This is a genomic window from Geomonas sp. (genome assembly GCF_056994735.1).
This window is the reverse complement of the sequence record NZ_JBXKJL010000338.1, coordinates 1-18531: the sequence shown is the minus strand read 5'-3', so window position 1 is coordinate 18531 and position 18531 is coordinate 1. Positions and strand designations below refer to the sequence as shown.

The following is an 18531-nucleotide window of genomic DNA, read 5'->3' as shown; positions in this document are numbered from 1 at the left end:
CGAGGGCAAAAAAAAGGGCGTGCCGCAAGGCACGCCCGGTTACTGCATTACAACTGGAACTGATTACTTCGCAACAGCGCCAACGGTCTCAGCCAGTTTCAGCGCAACGTCCTTGTAGGGGTTGGCGAAGAGGATGATGAGGCAGACGACCAGGGCGTAGATAGCGAGGGACTCGATCATGGCCAGACCGATCATCATGGTGGTCAGGATCTTCCCGGAAGCGCCGGGGTTGCGGGAAACGCCTTCAACGGCGGACTTGACTGCGAGGCCCTGGCCGATGCCGGTTCCGAGGGTGCCGAGTGCCATGCCGATGCCGGCTGCGAGTACACACATGGTAAAAAAGCTCATTTGTTTCTCCTTCTGCGGTTTATTTTCCTAAACAGTATAGGAATGAAAAATGTGAAAGGTGAAAGGTGAAAAGTGAAAGGTCAAAGGCCGCGGGTTTTATTCACCCTTCACCTTTCACCTTTCACGTTCCTAATGCGCATGCTCCAGCGAGCCCTGGATGTAGATCATGGCCAGCAGCATGAAGACGAAGGCCTGGATGAAGGAGACCAGCACGCCCATCAGCATCATCGGCAGGGGTACCAGGAACGGTGCCAGGCCGAAGAAGATGATCAGCACCAGTTCGTGGCCGTTCATGTTGCCGAAGAGACGAAGGGTCAGGGAGATGACGCGGCTGAAGTGGCCGATGACTTCGATGAAGAACATCATCGGGGCCAGCCACATGATCGGTCCCAGGAAGTGCTTGATGTAGCCGGCGCCATGGTGCTTCACACCGACAATGTGGGTGGTGATGAAGACTATGACCGCGCAGGCCGCGGTGGTGTTGATGTTGGCGGTCGGCGGGAAGAAGCCCGGGACCAGGCCGATCAGGTTCGAAATCAGGATGAAGAGCGCCAGGGTGGCCACCAGCGGGAAGAACGGCTTGCCGTGCTCGCCCATGGTCTCGACCAGCATGTTCTCGATGCCGCCGACCACAACCTCCATGAAGTTCTGCAGCCCGGAGGGAACTGCCTTAAGCCCCTTGGTTGCGGCGATGGAGAGCAGCACCAGCAGGAGCATGATCAGCCAGGTGTAGACGATGGCGTCCGCGCCACCCTCGCCAATGCCGAGCGGAGCGAAGATTTCACGGAAGAATTGGAGAAACAGATACGGATGAACCATTGCAGCTAGCCTCCTTGGTTACGGGTAGACAGGTATATTGAAAATGCGATTATGTTCATCACGATGACCGACAATCCGAGGAGCAGTCCGATGATGTCTGCGCCCAGATGAACGATCAGGAAATACAGAAGGAACGCCATGATGGCGAGCCTCGAAAGATAACGAAGCAGCGCAAAGCGAGCGGCGTTGGCCGGCAGAATGCTCAGGGCCGCTTCCAGGCCCCGCCTGATCCACAGGAAGTTGGCCGTCGCCAGCACCCCTCCAGCAAAGAGGGAGCCGCCGAACCTTGGGGAGACGGCGATCGCTGTTACTGCCCCGGCAACCGCAGCGAGGGTCAGGCTTCCGCCCACCACCCAGCTGACTATGTTATTCTCGTTTATCCTCGTCGGACCCGCCATTGCGCATTTCTTTTCCGGCAAGAATGAATATGTTGCGGAAACCCGCCACTATGCCGAAGAAAAGAAAGATGAAAAAGAACCACGGCTTGGTTCCGAGCCAGGCGTCCAGCTTGAGACCGATGAAGATGCCGATTACGATGGCCACCGCGAAGGAGATCCCCATGGTGGAGACCATCCCGAGCGTTTTCAGCAGGCTCTTCTTCTCCTCGTCCATATCGGCCGTCTCCTTTTCCGCTGCCTGCACGGAAGAAAACCTAGGCTAAATAGCACGGCAGCGAGCACTATGTCAATTAATTTCCGAGAAGACCCCGTAACAAAAATAACGATTTACCGCCCTGAGTAAAGTCGCCTTCGTCAGCTCGGCGCCCGTTCCTGATCACCTGGCGGAGGTATACGTTTCTCCCTCCCACATTGCACCCCCCCTTGACGCGGGTAAAATGGGATGAAGGCTCTGATGCGAGGTCGATCCGCTGACGGTAAACCAGCCTTTCTTCGGAGGTGTACCATGGCAATGCTAGGCGAGATGTTGCTTAAAGTGGGCGCTCTGACCGAGGCGCAGTTGGAGCAGGTACTCAACGCCCAGGCAATCTACGGCGGCAGGCTAGGCACCAATCTGGTTGAGATGGGGCTCCTTGGAGAGGACGAGCTGGCACGGGTTTTAAATGAGAAGTTGGGGGTTCCCTGCGTGGAACCCGCGGCGCTCAACTCGATTCAGCAGGAGTTGCTGAGCCTGATCCCCCGGGAGATGGTGCGGCGCTACCGCGTGCTCCCTGTCGCCATCAACGGCAAGAAGCTTACTCTTGCCATGGCGGATCCGTCGGATTTCGCAGCCATCGATGAAATCGGTTTTGTCACCGGGCTGATCGTCGTACCCCGGGTCTGCTCCGAGTTGCGCCTCTCCATGGCCCTGGAGCGCTACTTCGGGATCAAGAGGATGGTCCGCTACATCCCGGTGGAAGGGGGGGCGAGATCCAGATTTGCGGGAGCCTCTGCCCAGGGGTGGGATGGCGAGGTTGACCTGGGGGTGGTGGCGAAGCGTGTACCATCTCGAGTGTCGGTGGGGAGCCTGGCCCAGAAATTTTCCGCAGCCGCGGGCGAGGCCGAGGTGGTGGCCGCCCTGCTGGCCTATCTTGGCGGCGAGTTTGACAGGGGCGCCTTCCTGAGCGTCAGGCGCGGCGTCGTGCTGGGAGTGCAGGCTGTCAACGCGGGAGAGGGTGTCGAGGGCTTTGCCGGTTTCACTACCCCTGTGGAGGATGCGCCGCTGATCAAAAGGGTGGTCGAGGAGAGGCGGCTCTATGTCGGGGAGTTGTCGGCGGAAGGTACTGAAGGGCAGCTGATCCTGGCCATGGGTGGGACTCCCCCATCGCCCGCCTTATTGCTCCCGCTTGCCGTCGAAGGTCTGGTGGCTGCGCTTTTGTGTGCCGTCGATCTGAAAGGGCGATTGGCCGGAGGGGTCTTCGAGCTGCAGAAGGTGGCGACCATGGCGGAGTTGACCTTCGAGATGATCTGCACCAGGAAGAGGATCAGGAACTGCTGACCCGGAACGTACAGGCGAGACTGTAGGAGCGGTTACCCCGCAGCGAAGGCCGCAGTTGTTCGCGGCCGCTTCGTCTGGCGTTGATAGACGAAAAAGGTAGACGAAAAAATGGCGCCCCCGACAAAGGGGCGCCATTTTCGTTAGTCTCACCCTCCCTTGATGGGAGGGGCTCCTGTCAACCTACAGCGCCTTGAAGGACTTCGCCGCGGCTGCGATGGTCTTCTCCAGGTCGTCCTGGCTGTGGGCGATGGAGACGAAGGCGGTCTCGAACTGCGACGGGGCGAGGTAGACCCCTTCCTCCAGCATCAGGCGGAAGTACTTGGCGAAGGCCTTGGTGTCGCAGGCCGCGGCGGTGTTCCAGTCGTAGACCGCTTCCTTGGAGAAGAAGGCGCAGAACATGGAGCCGACCCGGGTCGAGTAGAGCGGGAAGCCGGCGTCCTTGGCGGCCTTGGCGATTCCCTCGGCCACGAACTTGCTCTTCTCCTCGAGTTTCTGGTAGAAGCCGTCCTGCTTGAGGAGCTTGAGGGTCTCGATCCCAGCCGTCATGGCCAGCGGGTTGCCGGAGAGGGTGCCGGCCTGGTAGATTCCGCCCGCGGGCGACAGCTGGCTCATGATCTCCTTCTTGCCGCCGAAGGCCCCGACGGGGAGGCCGCCGCCGATGATCTTGCCGAGCGTCGTCATGTCGGGTGTGACGCCGTAGAGCTCCTGCACCCCGCCGTAGGCGACGCGGAAGCCGGACATGACCTCGTCGAAGATCAGCACGATCCCTTCCTGGGTGCAGATCTCTCTCAGCCCTTCGAGGAACCCTTCCCTGGGGGGCACGGTTCCCATGTTCCCTGCCACCGGCTCCACGATGATGCAGGCGATGGTGCCGGAGTTGGCGGCGACCAGTTCCTTCACGGAGCCGAGATCGTTATAGGTGGCGGTCAGGGTGTGTTTCGCGAAGTCGGCGGGAACGCCAGGGGAGTCGGGGACTCCGAAGGTGGCGGCGCCGGAGCCGGCCTTGACCAGCAGGGAATCGGAGTGGCCGTGGTAGCAGCCGGAGAACTTGAGGATGTTGTCCCGGCCTGTGTAGCCGCGTGCCAGGCGGATGGCGCTCATGGTGGCCTCGGTGCCGGAACTTACCATGCGCACCATCTCGATGGAGGGGACCGCGTCGATGACCATCTCGGCCAGGGTGATCTCCAGCTCGGTCGGAGCGCCGAAGCTCGCACCGTTATCGACCGCTGCCTTGATGGCGGCCACGACGGGGGCGGGGCAGTGGCCGAGGATCATGGGGCCCCAGGAGCCGACATAGTCGATGAAGGTGTTGCCGTCCTCGTCGTAGATGTAGGGACCGGCGGCCTTCTTGATGAACAGGGGGTCGGAGCCCACCGAGCGGAAGGCGCGTACCGGGCTGTTTACGCCACCGGGAATGGACTTGATCGCCTGCTGGAAAAGTTTTGTAGAGCGGCTTGTTTCCATAAGTAAATTCTCCTAACCCACTGTTAATTATTGAGTAATCCCGAGTGTGGTAGCATAGCGGCGGCTTCTATGTCAAGGAATAAAAACCTCGTTTTTTGGGCACATTTTGCACCCCGAAATTCTAATGTGATTCGTCCCGCGTATACACAAATAGGCCACTTTTCTCAAAAATTAAAAAATTTTCTTCTTGACAAAGTTGGTGGAATGAAATAACTTTCTTCCGCGATGTTGTATACAGTATACCTTTTTCAACCGCACCTTCTTCCTGTTTTTCTAATGGGATCGGGGCGGGAAGGGAAAGAAGCGTGCAGTATACGGCATTTCAGTGTGCGTGCAACAAAAAACATACCTTTGGAAGTACGGGAGGATAGGGATGCTTGGTGCTTATCTGCCAATCTTGGTGCTGGTTGTCATAGCGGTCTGCTTCGGACTCGGGTCGGTGATCTTCTCTTCGCTGATCGGACCGAAAAAGCCGTCGCAGGTTAAACTCGCACCTTACGAGTGCGGCTGCGACCCGGTCGGAACCGCGCGTGAGCGCTTCTCGATCAAGTTCTACCTGATCGCGATGCTCTTCATCCTGTTCGACATCGAGGCCGTCTTCCTCTATCCGTGGGCAGTCCTCTTCAAGAGGCTCGGCATGTTCGGCCTCGTGGAGATGGGGATCTTCATTGTCATCCTCTTCGTGGGATACGTATACGTTTGGAAAAAAGGAGCACTGGAATGGGAGTAGATCAGCCGCTTGGCGAAAACATCATCACGACTTCCCTGGACAGCCTTGTTAACTGGGCCCGGAAGTCCTCCATCTGGCCGATGACCTTTGGTCTTGCCTGCTGCGCGATCGAGATGATGGCGACCGGTGCGGCCAAGCACGACCTTGACCGTTTCGGTATCATCTTCCGCGCCTCCCCGCGTCAGTCGGACTGCATCATCATTGCCGGCACGGTGACCAAGAAGATGCTCCCGGTCATCCAGAGGGTTTACGAGCAGATGCCGGAACCGAGGTGGGTCATCGCCATGGGCGCCTGCGCCTGCTCCGGCGGCGTCTTCGACACCTACTCAGTCGTGCAGGGTATCGACGAGGCGCTCCCCGTCGACGTCTACATCCCGGGCTGCCCGCCGCGCCCCGAGGCGCTGCTCTACGGCTTGATTAAGCTGCAGGAAAAGATCGGCAAGGAGCGCAACACCTTCGGCTCTTCTATCGGTCTGGGCGAAAGACTCGAACCGGCCGCGTAATTTACAACGACCAAAGGGAAAGGTAAGGCTGACATGGCAGAAAATAATCGCGCTGTAGTGAAGCTCAAGGAGCGTTTTGCCGACTCCATCCTCGACTGCAAGGAGTTCCGCGGCGAAGTGACGGTGACCGTGAAGAAGGAAAGGATCCTGGAAGTCCTCAAGTGCCTGAAGGACGATCTCCGCTACAACTTCCTGACCGACGTCACCGCGGTCGACTACCTGGGACAGGACCCCCGCTACATGGTGGTCTACCAGCTGCAGTCGATCCCGAACAAGGACAAGATCAGGGTCAAGGCGCCGGTGACCGAGGCTGATGCCACCATCGACTCCGCGACGGCTCTCTGGAACTCGGCCAACTGGCTCGAGCGTGAGACCTACGACCTGATGGGGATCACCTTCAACAACCACCCCAACCTGGTCCGCATCCTGATGACAGACGACTGGGTCGGGCATCCGCTCCGGAAGGACTACCCGCTGCAGGGACCTGACCGTGAACCGTACAAAGGGCGACTGTCGTAGTCTGAACAACACGATATCCATCTAAAAATAGAGGCGATCAATGGCTAGCGAGATAATGACACTGAACATGGGGCCCCAGCACCCCAGTACCCACGGCGTTTTGCGGCTCGTAGTAGAGCTGGACGGCGAGGTGATACAGAAGATCACCCCCCACATCGGTTATCTGCACCGGGGTATCGAAAAGCTCTCCGAGCACCGGACTTTTCACCAGGTCCTCCCCCTCACGGACCGCATGGACTACCTGGCCCCCATGAGCAACAACCTTGGCTACGTGCTGGCCGTCGAGAAGCTTCTGGGCATCGACGTCCCCGAGCGCGCCAAGACCGTGCGCGTCATCATGACCGAGCTCACCCGTCTGAAGAGCCACCTGGTCTGGATCGCCTGCCACGCCCTCGATATCGGCGCCATGACCGTCTTCATCTACGCCTTCCGCGAGCGCGAGAAGGTGATGGAGCTCTACGAGATGGTCTCCGGAGCCAGGATGACCTCCAACTACTACCGGATCGGCGGCCTCTCCAAGGAACTCCCCACCGGTTTCGAGCAGAAGGTGCAGGAGGTCGTCGACACCTTCCCGGGGCACTTCGATACCTACGAAGGGCTCCTCACCAAGAACACCATCTGGCTGCAGAGGACCGTCGGCAACGGCGTGATCAGCGCGGAAGACGCCATCGACTACGGCATCACCGGCCCGGCCCTCAGGGGCTCCGGCGTCGACTGGGACCTCCGTCGTGACGACCCGTACGCAGGTTACGAGGGCTACGACTTCAAAGTGCCGGTCGGCCAGAACTGCGACACCTTCGACCGCTACAAGGTCCGCCTGGTGGAGATGCGCGAGTCGGTCAAGATCATCGACCAGGCGCTGAAGAAGCTCAAGCCCGGACCGATCCTGGCCGATGCGCCGCAGGTGTGCTACCCGCCGAAGGAGAGCGTCTACAACTCCATCGAGGGGCTGATCCACCACTTCAAGATCGCTTCCGAAGGCTTCCCGGTTCCCGAGGGTGAGGTTTACCAGGGTGTCGAGAACCCGAAAGGGGAGCTCGGCTACTACATCGTCTCCGACGGTGGCAACAGGCCGTACCGCATGAGGGTCCGTCCCCCTTCATTCGTGAACCTGGGCGCCATCGAGAAGATGGCCAAGGGCTCGATGCTTCCGGACCTCGTTGCCGTGATCGGAACCCTGGACATCGTCCTCGGGGAAATCGACAGGTAGCAAGCAGTACACGGTAGGGCAGCGGAAGGGCGAATGATCATTGCCCTTCCGGAACCGGCCGCTAACAAGTAACCAGTGCACCCTACAACAATTGATAGATAAAGGAGAAGGGGTAATGTCTAACGCTCCTGCCGAAGCGATCCAGGCTGAAGAGACGCCGGAAGTAATCGACCTCACCGAAGCCAACCATATAATCGACAAGTACCTGACCCTGCCCGGCAACCTGATGCCGGTGCTGCAGGGGATCCAGGACTGGTACGGGTACGTCCCCCGGCCGACCATTGACCTGGTCGCCGAGCGGCTGAACGTCTACCCGAGCCAGATCTACGGCGTGCTGACCTTCTACGCTCAGTTCCACCTCAAACCGCGCGGCCGCTACATCATCAGGGTCTGCGTCGGTACCGCCTGCCACGTGCAGGGCGCCGAGCGTATCGTGGAGACCTTCTTCGGCCGCCTGGGCATCGGCCACGCCGAGACCACCGCGGACCTCCGTTACACCTTCGAGAAGGTTGCCTGCCTGGGCGCCTGCGGCATGGCTCCTCTGGCGATGGTCAACGACGACACCTTCGGAAAGATGACGGTCCAGAAGGTCGACGAGATTGTAGAAACCTACAACCAAAGGCCGATGAAGCCGGAGCCTAAGTAATTTTCCCAGGGGACCATTTGTCATGAGCGAAAATGCAGCAGTAAAAATTCTTATCTGTCAGGGAACCGGCGGCATCTCGGCCGGCGCCAAGCAGGTTGAGGCCGAGTTCACCAGGCTGATAGAGGAAAAGGGGATCGTTGCCCAGGTCGGCAAGCGCTGCGACGTCGTCAAGACCGGCTGCCGCGGCCTTTGCGCCAACGACGTGCTGGTTGACGTCATCACCCCCGAGCTCGGGCGCGTCACCTACGACTTCGTGCAGGTCGCGGACGTCGCCGGCATCCTGGACCAGCACATCGTCGGCAACGAGGTGATCGAGAAGAAGAAGGCTAAGGAGTACTACAACACCTTCGTCGACCAGCAGATGCGCGTGGTCATGACCGGCTGCGGCCAGATCGACCCCGAGATCCTCGGCGCCTACCTCGAAGAGGACGGCTTCAAGGCCATCGAGAGGTGCGTCAAGGAGATGAAGCCCGCCGAGGTCATCGACGAGGTCAAGAAGTCCGGCCTTCGTGGCCGTGGGGGCGGGGGCTTCCCGACCGGCATGAAGTGGTCCTTCTGCGCCGCTTCTCCGGGCCATCACAAATACCTGATCTGCAACGCCGACGAGGGCGACCCGGGCGCCTTCATGGACCGCTCCATCCTCGAAGGCGACCCGTACTGCGTCATCGAGGGGATGATGATCGCGGCCTACGCCATCGGCGCCACCGCCGGCTACGTCTACGTCCGCGCCGAGTACCCGCTGGCCATCGACCGCCTCCAGAAGGCGCTCGACACCTGCTACGCCAAGGGCTACCTCGGGAAGAACATCCAGGGCTGGGGCTTCGACTTCGATCTCAGGATCAAGAAGGGCGCAGGCGCATTCGTCTGCGGCGAGGAAACCGCACTCATGGCCTCCATCGAGGGCGAGCGCGGCATGCCGCGTCCCCGTCCGCCGTTCCCGGCGGTCAAGGGCCTCTGGGGCTTCCCGACCAACATCAACAACGTCGAGACCTTCGCCAACGTCCGCCACATCATCAACAAGGGCGCCGACTGGTACGCATCGCTCGGCACCGACACCACCAAGGGGACCAAGATCTTCGCCGTCACCGGCAAGGTCAAGCACACCGGTCTCGTGGAAGTTCCGGCCGGCATGTCGGTCCGCGACGTTATCTACAAGGTCTGCGGCGGTATCGCCAACAACAGGAAGTTCAAGGCCGTCCAGGCCGGCGGCCCCTCCGGCGGCTGCATCCCGGCTGAAGTTCTGGACACCCCGGTCGACTACGACTCCCTCATCAAGGCGGGCGCCATGATGGGTTCCGGCGGTCTGGTCGTCATGGACGAGACCACTTGCATGGTCGACGTGGCCCGCTTCTTCCTGACCTTCACCAAGATGGAGTCCTGCGGCAAGTGCGTTCCCTGCCGTATCGGCCTGAAGGCCATGCTCGACATCCTGGAAAAGATCACCACCGGTCGCGGCGAGATGTCCGACATCGACACCCTGCTGGAGATGGGCGCCACCATCAAGAAGGCCTCGCTTTGCGGCCTCGGCCAGACGGCGCCGAACCCGATCCTTTCCACGGTGAAATACTTCCGGCACGAGTACGAGGCCCACATCATCGACAAGCGCTGCCCCTCCAACTCCTGCAAAGAGCTCCTGCTCTGGAAGGTGGTCCCGGAGAAGTGCGTGAAGTGCGGTGCCTGCCTGAGGGCCTGCCCCTCCAACGCGATCGTGTGGGAGAAGGGTCAGGTTGCCGAACTGCTGCAGGACAAGTGCACCAAGTGCAAGTCGTGCTACGATGCCTGCCGCTTCATGGCCATTGAGTAGAATAGAGCTTTCCAAAAGACTCGAGGGAGAACAGAGGTCGAGATGGTAAATCTTACGATAGACGATAAGCAGGTTTCGGTAGAAAGAGACGCTACCATTTACGACGCGGCCAAGGCCTGCGGCGTAAAGATACCCATCCTTTGCCATGACAAGAAGCTGCACCCGTTCGGCGGCTGCCGCATGTGCCTTGTCGAGGTGGAGCAGATGAAGGGGAGGCTGATCCCCGCCTGCACCACGCCGGTCACCGAGGGGATGATCGTCAGGACCGTGACGGACGAGATCGTCAAGGCGAGGAAGCTCGTTCTGGAACTGCTCCTCCTCAAGCACCCGATCGACTGCCCGGTCTGCGACGCCGCGGGTGACTGCGACCTGCAGAACCTCACCTTCGAGTACAAGGTGAACACCAACCGGTTCGTGGACGAGAAGTTCAACCACGCCATCGACTACGACAACCCGCTGATCGAGCGCGACATGAACCGCTGCATCCACTGCGGCAAGTGCGCGAGGATCTGCGACGAGATCGTATCCTACGGCGCCTACACCTTCATCAACCGCGGCATCGAGGCCAAGATGGGGACCGAGTTCGACGGACCGCTCTCCTGCGAGTTCTGCGGCTCCTGCGTGTCGGTCTGCCCGGTCGGGGCGCTCAACTCCCGTCCGTTCAAGTTCAAGGCCCGCTGGTGGGCGCTCAACAAGGTCAAGAGCGTCTGCTCCTACTGCGGCACCGGCTGCCAGCTGACCCTGGGCGTCAAGGACAACAAGGTCCTGACCACCGTCTACGACGAGAACCAGGGCTTCCATAACGGCCAGCTCTGCACCCGCGGCCGCTTCGGCTACCAGTTCATCAACTCCGAGAAGCGCCTCACCACCCCGCTCGTCCGCAAGAACGGCCAGCTGGTTGAAGCTTCCTGGGACGAGGCGCTGGCCCTGGTGATCGACAAGCTCAAGGCTGCCAAGGCGGCCCCGGCCTCCGTGGCGGCTCTGACCACTCCGAGGCTCACCAACGAGGAGCTCTTCGTCTTCGGGCAGCTCTTCCGCGGCACCATCGGCACCGACAACATCGACCACTCGGCGGGTTACGCCCACGAGGGGCTGACCAAAGGGGCCAAGGCAAGCTTCGGCATCACCGCCTCCCCCTCCGAGATCGCCGACATCCAGAAATCGGACCTCCTCCTGGTGGTCAAGACCGACGCCTACGAAACCCACCCGGTCATCGGCTTCGAGATCAACCTGGGCGTGAAGCGCAAGGACGTCGGCCTCAGGATCGTTTCCGACAAGAAGGGCAAGCTCTCCAGGCTCCCGGGCGCCAAGACCACAGTCCACGCCCCCGGCGCCGAGCTCGCCCTCTTCAACGCCCTCGCCGCCTCGGTCATCGAGCAGGGTCTGGCCGTGGAAGGCGCGGCAGGCCTGGCCGAACTGAAGGCGTCGCTTGCCGGTGCCGCCAAGGAAGTCCCGGGCGTCACCGCTGAAGAGATCGCCACCCTCGCCAAGGAGTTCGCCTCGGCAGGGAAGGCGCTGATCATCCTCCCGCTCGGCCAGGGCTACCCCGGCCATGACGCGGCCCTCACCCAGGCAGCCGCCAACCTGGCCATCCTCACCGGCCAGATCGGCAAGGAAGGCGCAGGCCTCCTCATCATGGGCGAGAAGAACAACAGCCAGGGCGCAGCCGACCTCGGGATCTACCCGCAGGCAAACGGCCTCTCCGCCCAGGCCATCATCGACGGCGCCGCTTCCGGCTCCGTGAAGACGCTCTTCATCGCCGGCGAAAACCCGGTGGTCTCCTACCCGAATCGCCAGAAGGTGGCGAAGGCCCTCGACAACGTCGAGTTCCTGGTGGTCTCCGACCTCTTCCTGACCGAGACCGCTGAACTCGCCGACGTGGTGCTCCCGGCCTCCTCCTTCGCCGAGAAGTCCGGTACCTTCACCAGCCTGGGGCGCAGGGTCCAGAACGTGCGCCAGGCCATCAAGCCGGTCGGGCTCTCCAAGAGCGACTTCGAGATCCTCACCACCATCAACACCGCTCTCGGCGGGGCCCGCTACGCCAAGCAGGCCGACGTCTTCGCCGAGATCGCCGCTACCGTCCCGGCCTACGCCGGTCTCACCCAGGCGGGACTCACCGATGTCGGTGCGGTCTACCCGGTCAAGACCGCTCCCAAGCTGGTTGCGGTTTCCGGGAAGGCACAGGCTCCGGCCGCAGGGAAGCTGGCTCTTCTCACCGGCTCGGCGCTCTACCACTGCGGCACCATGTCCCGCTTCGGTGAAGGCCCGATGTACGTCTGCCCGGACGGCTACGCCGAGCTCTCCATCGCCGACGCGGCAGCCCTGAAGATCGTCGAGGGCGACACCGTCAAGGTGACCTCCGGCACCGGCACGGTCAGCCTCACCGCCAAGGTCGGCAAGCGCGTCCCGCAGGGCGTGGTCTTCGCCCCGTACCACTTTGGCGAGGAGTCGATCAACTCCGTCACCGACGGAAGCGCAGTCACCTGGGTTACCGTAGGCAAGTAATAGGATCCCAAGTCCCCCTTGAAAAAGGGGGATTTAGGGGGATTAATCCCCCCGACCCCCTTTATCAATCAAGGGGGGAGATAGCAAGCAGGTCCCCTTCTGCAAAGGGGAGGGTTGCACTACCTCTTCAGCATATGGGGAAGTAAACGGCAAAATCGAACATCGGCTCAAATACAAACAAGAGGGGAAGACTATCAGATGGATACGCTAATCTTAGGACTGCCGGTCGCGTACTACATAGCCATGGTTGCCAAGGTGCTCGTAGCCTTTGTCTTTGTGCTCCTGACCGTAGCGTACGCTACCTACGCGGAGAGAAAGATCATCGGCCACATGCAGGTGCGCCTGGGACCGATGAGGACCGGTTGGCACGGCCTGCTGCAGCCGATCGCAGACGGTGTGAAACTGTTCTTCAAGGAAGAGATCGTACCGAGCCAGGCAAGCAAGTTCGCCTTCCTGTTAGCCCCCCTCGTGGCGCTGGTCCCGGCCTTCATCTCCTTTGCGGTCATCCCCTTCGGCGATAAGGTCACGGTCTTCGGCTACTCGGTTCCGCTGCAGATCGCCGCTTACTACGACCAGTCCGGGCAGATCTTCGACATCAACGTCGGCGTCCTCTACATCCTGGCCATGGCTTCGCTCGGCGTCTACGGCATCGTGCTCGCCGGCTGGGCCTCCAACTCCAAGTACTCCCTCCTGGGCGGCCTCCGTTCCGCCGCCCAGATGGTCTCCTACGAGCTGGCCGCGGGCCTCGCCATCATCTCGGTCTTCATGCTCTCCGAGTCGCTCTCGCTGCAGAAGATCGTGGCGCTTCAGGCGGACGGCGCATGGTACGTCTTCAAGCAGCCGCTGGCCTTCGTGATCTTCTTCATCTGCTCGCTGGCCGAGATCAACAGGACCCCGTTCGACCTTCCCGAGGCCGAGACGGAGCTGGTCTCCGGTTTCTGCACCGAATACTCCTCCATGAAGTACGCGATGTTCTTCATGGCTGAATACGCCAACATGGTAACCGTCTGCGCCGTCACCACCACCCTCTTCCTGGGCGGCTGGCACGGTCCGGCATTCCTCCCCGGCTGGTTCTGGTTCGTCGCCAAGGTCTACTTCCTGATCTTCTGCTGCATGTGGATCAGGGCCACCTACCCGCGTTACCGCTACGATCAGCTCATGCGTCTGGGTTGGAAGGTGTTCCTGCCGCTCACCCTGCTGAACGTGGTCGCTACCGGCCTTTGGGTGATGTTCATAAGCAAGTAGTGGATTCCAAGAACCGTAACAAACTATAAGGCGAGGTGCCGAAAATGATAATGCCGCTCCTTCAAGGTCTTAAGATCACTTTATCACATATGTTTGCCAAGCCGGTCACGCTGCAGTACCCGACCGAGCGCCCCACCATCGAGGTCGGCTTCCGTGGCCTCCACGCACTGAACGTCTCGCACGACAAGGCGAAGTGCGTGGCCTGCTACCTCTGCCCCACCGTCTGCCCGGCCAAGTGCATCACGGTCGAGGCCGGCGAGGACCAGAACCACGACAAGTACGCCGCCAAGTACGAGATCGACATGCTGCGCTGCATCTTCTGCGGCTACTGCGTAGAGGCCTGCCCCGTGGACGCGATCCGCATGACGCAGACCTTCGAGCTCGCCAACTACAAGCGCGCCGACTTCACCTTTACCAAAGAGCGACTCTTAGAAAAGAAATAAAGGAGCAGCAATGGAATCGATCTTCTTTATCGTCGTGGCCGCGGTGGCCGTCATCTCCAGCCTCCTGGTGATCACCTGCAAAAACCCGATCAACAGCGCCCTGTCGCTGGTGATGACCTTCTTCTGCCTGGCGACCTTCTACGTCATGCTGGACGCTCCCTTCATGGCTGCGACGCAGGTGATCGTTTACGCCGGCGCCATCATGGTCCTGATCATCTTCGTGATCATGCTCCTGAACATCAGGACCGAGAGCGCCAAGCGCGGCACCCACGCGGTGCTGGCGGGAACCGTGATCGGCGTCTTCGTCCTCTTCCAGACCTGCTGGTTCCTGATCAAGGGGAGCGTGTCCGGCGCCACCGGCCCGATGGACAAGGCGATGATCGTGAAGACAGGCCACGTCGAGCTGATCGGCAAGGCGCTCTTCACCGACTTCCTGCTCCCGTTCGAGGTCACCTCGATTCTGCTTCTTGCTGCCATCGTCGGTGCCGTAATCCTGGCCAAAAAGAAAATCTAACGCTTTTGTAAGCGATTAAGAGGGGTGATGAAATGTTAGCCTTGAACAACTACCTGATACTCTCAGCCATTCTCTTCTCGATAGGGTGCATCGGCGTGCTGACGAGAAGGAACGCCATCGTCATCTTCATGTGCGTGGAGATGATGCTGAACGCGGTCAACCTGACCTTCATCGCCTTCTCCAGGTACCTTGGTCACATCGACGGGCAGATCTTCGTCTTCTTCGTCATGACCGTGGCCGCCGCTGAGGCAGCCGTGGGTCTGGCGCTGATGATCGCCTTCTACAAGAACCGCGAGTCCATCGACGTCGAAGATATCAACGTGATGAAGCTCTAGACCGCTCTTGCGTTGTAGGAGCGCCCTTCGCGGCGCGAACCGCAGTCGGCCGACAACGCCTGAGACAGTGATCTTTCCGCGCAACTCGAAAACGCGATACGCGAAACTAAGAATTCGGTGTAAAGGAGTCAGGAATGTTTGAATACGTATGGTTGATCCCCCTTTTTCCACTCATCGGGGTGGTAATCAACGGCCTATTCGGCAAAAAGATTAAGAATGAAGCCGTCATCGGTGGGATCGCGACCCTTGCTGTCGCCGGCTCCTTCCTGGTCGCCTGCGGGATTCTGTTCCAGCTCCTGAGTCTGCCGGGCGAGGAGCGGCACTACGTGAAGCACGTCTTCACCTGGATCCAGGCGGGCAATTTCAAGGCTGACGTAGCCTTCCTGATCGATCCCCTCTCCGCCCTCATGCTGATGGTGGTCACCGGGGTCGGCTCCCTGATCCACCTCTACTCGATCGGCTACATGCACGGAGAGGAAGGGTTCTACAGGTACTTCACCTACCTGAACCTCTTCACCTTCTCCATGCTGCTGCTCGTCTCCGGCTCCAACCTCCTGCTGATGTTCGTCGGCTGGGAGGGCGTGGGCCTCTGCTCCTACCTCCTCATCGGCTACTACTTCCACAAGAAGTCCGCCGGCGACGCTGGTAAGAAAGCATTCGTGATGAACAGGGTCGGCGACTTCGGTTTCCTCCTCGGCCTCTTCTTCATGTTCTACTTCCTGGGAAGCCACGGCGTCTGGACCATCGACTTCACCGAGCTGGCCAAGAACGCCGACCTCTTCCCGGTCGGCGGGGTGACCACCATCATCTGCCTCTGCTTCTTCCTGGGCGCCACCGGCAAGTCGGCCCAGATTCCTCTGTACACCTGGCTCCCGGACGCGATGGAAGGCCCGACCCCGGTCTCGGCACTCATCCACGCGGCCACCATGGTCACCGCCGGTGTCTACATGATCTGCCGCATGAACTTCGTCTACATCAAGTCGCCGGAAGCACTCTTCGTGATCGCCTGCATCGGCGCCGCCACCGCGCTCTTCGCGGCCACCATCGGCACCGCACAGAACGACATCAAGCGCGTACTTGCCTACTCGACCGTTTCCCAGCTCGGCTACATGTTCCTGGCCATGGGTGTTGGCGCCTTCGGCGCCGGCGTCTTCCACCTGATGACCCACGCCTTCTTCAAGGCCTGCCTGTTCCTCGGTTCCGGCTCGGTCATCCACGCCATGCACCATGCGCTGCACCATGAGCACTCCGAAGCCGACCCGCAGGACATGAGGAACATGGGCGGTCTCAGGAAGAAGATGCCGATCACCTTCCTCACCTTCCTGGTCGCCACCATCGCCATCGCAGGTATCCCGGGCTTCGCAGGCTTCTTCTCCAAGGACGAGATCCTCTGGCAGGCCTACGCCAACCCGTTCCACGGCAGCGCCAACATCGTCCTCTGGGCTGTGGGCGCCACCGCCGCCGGCCTGACCGCCTTCTACATGTTCCGCCTGGTCTTCATGACCTTCTTCGGGACCACGAGGCTCTCCGACAAGGCCTATCATCACCTGCACGAGTCCCCGATCGTCATCACCCTGCCGCTGATCGTGCTGGCCATCCTCTCCATCCTGGGCGGCTGGATCGGCGTGCCGAAAGTCCTCGGCGAGGCTCTCGGCGGCATCCCGAACGCATTCGAGCACTACCTGGAGCCGGTGCTTGCCTACTCCACCGAGTACATGCATCACCAGGGTCTGCACGGCCTGCACAGCGAATCCGCCGAGTGGGGGCTGATGGGAGTCTCGGTGCTGATCGCCTGCTGCGGCATCGCGGTCGCCTACGCCCTCTACATCATCAATCCTGCTATCCCGGAGAAGTTCACCGCGACCTTCCCGGCGCTGCACCGCGCTGTCTACAAGAAGTGGTATGTCGATGAGATCTATGACTTCGTCTTCGTGAACCCCTGCAAGGCCCTCGGTAACTTCCTCTGGAAGGGCTTCGACGTGCTGGTTGTCGACGGCATCGTCAACGGCGTCGCCGCCGTGTTCCGCGGCTTCAGTGGTGTGCTGCGCCACGTGCAGACCGGCTTCGTGCACAACTACGCCTTCACCATGGCCCTCGGCGTGGTGGTAATCGTCGCCGTCTACCTCTTCCGTTAAGACTTCGAAACCCGCCGAAGCCTTGGCGAAGGCGGGTTGCCGTAACCAAAGATTTGACCTTTAAGTTAAAGGAGCAGAGTAAATGAGCCAGACGCTACCGTTACTGAGCATATTAACCTTCACACCGCTGATCGGGGCGATCCTCCTTCTCTTCATGCCCAAGAACAACCACGGCCTGCTCCGTACCTTCGCCCTGGCGGTGTCGGCGGTGACCTTCGTCGCCTCGATTCCCCTGATCACCGGGTACAATCCGCAGGCGCCGGGTAACGTCGGCGGGTTCCAGTTCATCGAGAACGTGCCCTGGATCGCGGCCGGTCCCTTCCAGATGAACTATCACCTGGGTATGGACGGCATCTCGCTTTGGCTCATCATCCTGACCACCTTCATCATGCCGATCGCCATCCTCTCCACCTGGACCGCGGTCGAGGAGAAGGTGAAGGAGTACATGATCTGCCTGCTGCTTCTCGAAGTCGGCATGATCGGCACCTTCGTCGCCATCGACCTCTTCCTCTTCTACATCTACTGGGAAGTGATGCTGATCCCGATGTACTTCATGATCGGTATCTGGGGGGGCAAGAACAGGATCTACGCGGCTCTCAAGTTCTTCATCTACACCATGGTCGGTTCGCTCCTCATGCTGGTCGCATTGATCGCCCTCTACTTCAAGGCGGGCGGCGGCGACTTCAACCTGCTCCGCTTCTGGGATCTGCACCTCGACCCGGTCAGCCAGACCTGGATGTTCCTGGCCTTCGCACTGGCCTTCGCCATCAAGGTCCCGATGTTCCCGCTGCACACCTGGTTGCCTGACGCGCACACCGAGGCTCCGACCGCTGGCTCCGTGATCCTGGCCGCCGTCCTCCTCAAGTGCGGTACCTACGGTTACGTCCGCTTCGCAATGCCGCTCTTCCCGGATGCGCAGGCCCAGTTCATGCCGCTCATCGCAACCCTCTCCGTGATCGGCATCGTTTACGCCTCGCTGGTCGCCATGATGCAGAAAGACGTCAAGAAGCTGGTCGCCTACTCCTCCGTAGCCCACCTCGGCTTCGTAATGATGGGCCTCTTCGCCCTCAACCAGCAGGGCGTCGCGGGCGGCATGCTGCAGATGCTCAACCACGGCGTATCCACCGGCGCATTGTTCCTTATCGTCGGCTTCATCTACGAGCGTCGCCACACCCGTGAGATCTCCGAGTTCGGGGGCCTCGCCAAGCAGATGCCGATCTTCGCGACCATCTTCATGATCGTCACCTTCTCCTCGATCGGCCTCCCGGGCACCAACGGGTTCGTCGGCGAGTTCCTGGTCCTCCTGGGCGCCTTCGAAAGCAACATGAGGATCTACGCGATCATCGCCTCCTCCGGCGTCATCCTCTCCGCCGTCT

General features: G+C 60.6%; 19 protein-coding genes. 14 read left to right on the top strand and 5 right to left on the bottom strand.

Annotated features, from left to right (window positions below; translation table 11 throughout):
* Positions 1-63: 63 nt before the first annotated feature.
* From atpE to AC11W3_RS14650, 4 genes are all read right to left on the bottom strand, one after another.
* Complete coding sequence (atpE, locus tag AC11W3_RS14665; RefSeq protein ID WP_484089679.1) at positions 64-348, bottom strand: ATP synthase F0 subunit C; 285 nt, start codon at positions 346-348, stop codon at positions 64-66.
* A 129-nt stretch (positions 349-477) separates the two neighbouring features.
* Positions 478-1167 (bottom strand): F0F1 ATP synthase subunit A, encoded by a 690-nt coding sequence (atpB, locus tag AC11W3_RS14660; RefSeq protein WP_484089678.1) that lies wholly within the window; start codon positions 1165-1167, stop codon positions 478-480.
* A gap of 5 nt (positions 1168-1172) precedes the next feature.
* Positions 1173-1565: an ATP synthase subunit I gene (locus AC11W3_RS14655; RefSeq protein WP_484089677.1), complete on the bottom strand. Its 393-nt coding sequence runs from the start codon at positions 1563-1565 to the stop codon at positions 1173-1175.
* A complete protein-coding gene (locus AC11W3_RS14650) occupies positions 1534-1779 on the bottom strand; it encodes an AtpZ/AtpI family protein (RefSeq protein WP_484089676.1) in 246 nt (81 codons plus the stop codon). Before AC11W3_RS14650 ends, AC11W3_RS14655 begins: the two co-directional genes overlap by 32 nt.
* Before the next feature lie 291 nt (positions 1780-2070).
* Here AC11W3_RS14650 and AC11W3_RS14645 point away from each other — a divergent pair, with 291 nt between their 5' ends.
* Positions 2071-3102: a GspE/PulE/PilB domain-containing protein gene (locus tag AC11W3_RS14645; protein WP_484089675.1), complete on the top strand. Its 1032-nt coding sequence runs from the start codon at positions 2071-2073 to the stop codon at positions 3100-3102.
* Between the two features lie 180 nt (positions 3103-3282).
* Here AC11W3_RS14645 and hemL read toward each other — a convergent pair whose 3' ends face one another.
* The gene (gene hemL, locus AC11W3_RS14640; protein WP_484089674.1) at positions 3283-4566 is read right to left on the bottom strand and encodes a glutamate-1-semialdehyde 2,1-aminomutase; all 1284 of its coding nucleotides are present in this window, start codon (positions 4564-4566) and stop codon (positions 3283-3285) included.
* A 373-nt stretch (positions 4567-4939) separates the two neighbouring features.
* Between hemL and AC11W3_RS14635 the strand changes: the two genes are divergently transcribed.
* The 13 genes from AC11W3_RS14635 to AC11W3_RS14575 all read left to right on the top strand — a co-directional run.
* The gene (locus AC11W3_RS14635) at positions 4940-5296 is read left to right on the top strand and encodes an NADH-quinone oxidoreductase subunit A (RefSeq protein ID WP_484089673.1); all 357 of its coding nucleotides are present in this window, start codon (positions 4940-4942) and stop codon (positions 5294-5296) included.
* On the top strand, positions 5287-5799 hold the full coding sequence (locus AC11W3_RS14630) for a NuoB/complex I 20 kDa subunit family protein (RefSeq protein ID WP_484089672.1): 513 nt from the start codon (positions 5287-5289) through the stop codon (positions 5797-5799). Before AC11W3_RS14635 ends, AC11W3_RS14630 begins: the two co-directional genes overlap by 10 nt.
* Positions 5800-5832: 33 nt before the next feature.
* Positions 5833-6318 carry an NADH-quinone oxidoreductase subunit C gene (locus AC11W3_RS14625; RefSeq protein WP_484089671.1) on the top strand — a complete coding sequence of 162 codons (486 nt, stop codon included), beginning with the start codon at positions 5833-5835 and terminating at the stop codon, positions 6316-6318.
* A 40-nt stretch (positions 6319-6358) separates the two neighbouring features.
* The gene (gene nuoD / locus AC11W3_RS14620) at positions 6359-7528 is read left to right on the top strand and encodes an NADH dehydrogenase (quinone) subunit D (RefSeq protein ID WP_484089670.1); all 1170 of its coding nucleotides are present in this window, start codon (positions 6359-6361) and stop codon (positions 7526-7528) included.
* 115 nt (positions 7529-7643) lie between these two features.
* Positions 7644-8174: an NADH-quinone oxidoreductase subunit NuoE gene (gene nuoE, locus AC11W3_RS14615; RefSeq protein WP_484089669.1), complete on the top strand. Its 531-nt coding sequence runs from the start codon at positions 7644-7646 to the stop codon at positions 8172-8174.
* A 22-nt stretch (positions 8175-8196) separates the two neighbouring features.
* Positions 8197-9978, top strand: coding sequence for an NADH-quinone oxidoreductase subunit NuoF (nuoF, locus tag AC11W3_RS14610; RefSeq protein WP_484089668.1), 1782 nt, complete (start codon positions 8197-8199; stop codon positions 9976-9978).
* Between the two features lie 42 nt (positions 9979-10020).
* A complete protein-coding gene (locus AC11W3_RS14605; RefSeq protein WP_484089667.1) occupies positions 10021-12483 on the top strand; it encodes a molybdopterin-dependent oxidoreductase in 2463 nt (820 codons plus the stop codon).
* A 198-nt stretch (positions 12484-12681) separates the two neighbouring features.
* Positions 12682-13728 carry an NADH-quinone oxidoreductase subunit NuoH gene (nuoH, locus tag AC11W3_RS14600; RefSeq protein WP_484089666.1) on the top strand — a complete coding sequence of 349 codons (1047 nt, stop codon included), beginning with the start codon at positions 12682-12684 and terminating at the stop codon, positions 13726-13728.
* A gap of 44 nt (positions 13729-13772) precedes the next feature.
* Complete coding sequence (gene nuoI / locus AC11W3_RS14595) at positions 13773-14171, top strand: NADH-quinone oxidoreductase subunit NuoI (RefSeq protein WP_484089699.1); 399 nt, start codon at positions 13773-13775, stop codon at positions 14169-14171.
* A gap of 10 nt (positions 14172-14181) precedes the next feature.
* Positions 14182-14685 carry an NADH-quinone oxidoreductase subunit J family protein gene (locus AC11W3_RS14590; protein WP_484089665.1) on the top strand — a complete coding sequence of 168 codons (504 nt, stop codon included), beginning with the start codon at positions 14182-14184 and terminating at the stop codon, positions 14683-14685.
* 32 nt (positions 14686-14717) lie between these two features.
* The gene (gene nuoK, locus AC11W3_RS14585; protein ID WP_484089664.1) at positions 14718-15020 is read left to right on the top strand and encodes an NADH-quinone oxidoreductase subunit NuoK; all 303 of its coding nucleotides are present in this window, start codon (positions 14718-14720) and stop codon (positions 15018-15020) included.
* A 134-nt stretch (positions 15021-15154) separates the two neighbouring features.
* Positions 15155-17155, top strand: coding sequence for an NADH-quinone oxidoreductase subunit L (nuoL, locus tag AC11W3_RS14580; protein ID WP_484093241.1), 2001 nt, complete (start codon positions 15155-15157; stop codon positions 17153-17155).
* Between the two features lie 82 nt (positions 17156-17237).
* Positions 17238-18531: complex I subunit 4 family protein (locus tag AC11W3_RS14575; RefSeq protein WP_484093240.1), on the top strand; the 1294-nt coding region annotated here is incomplete at its 3' end.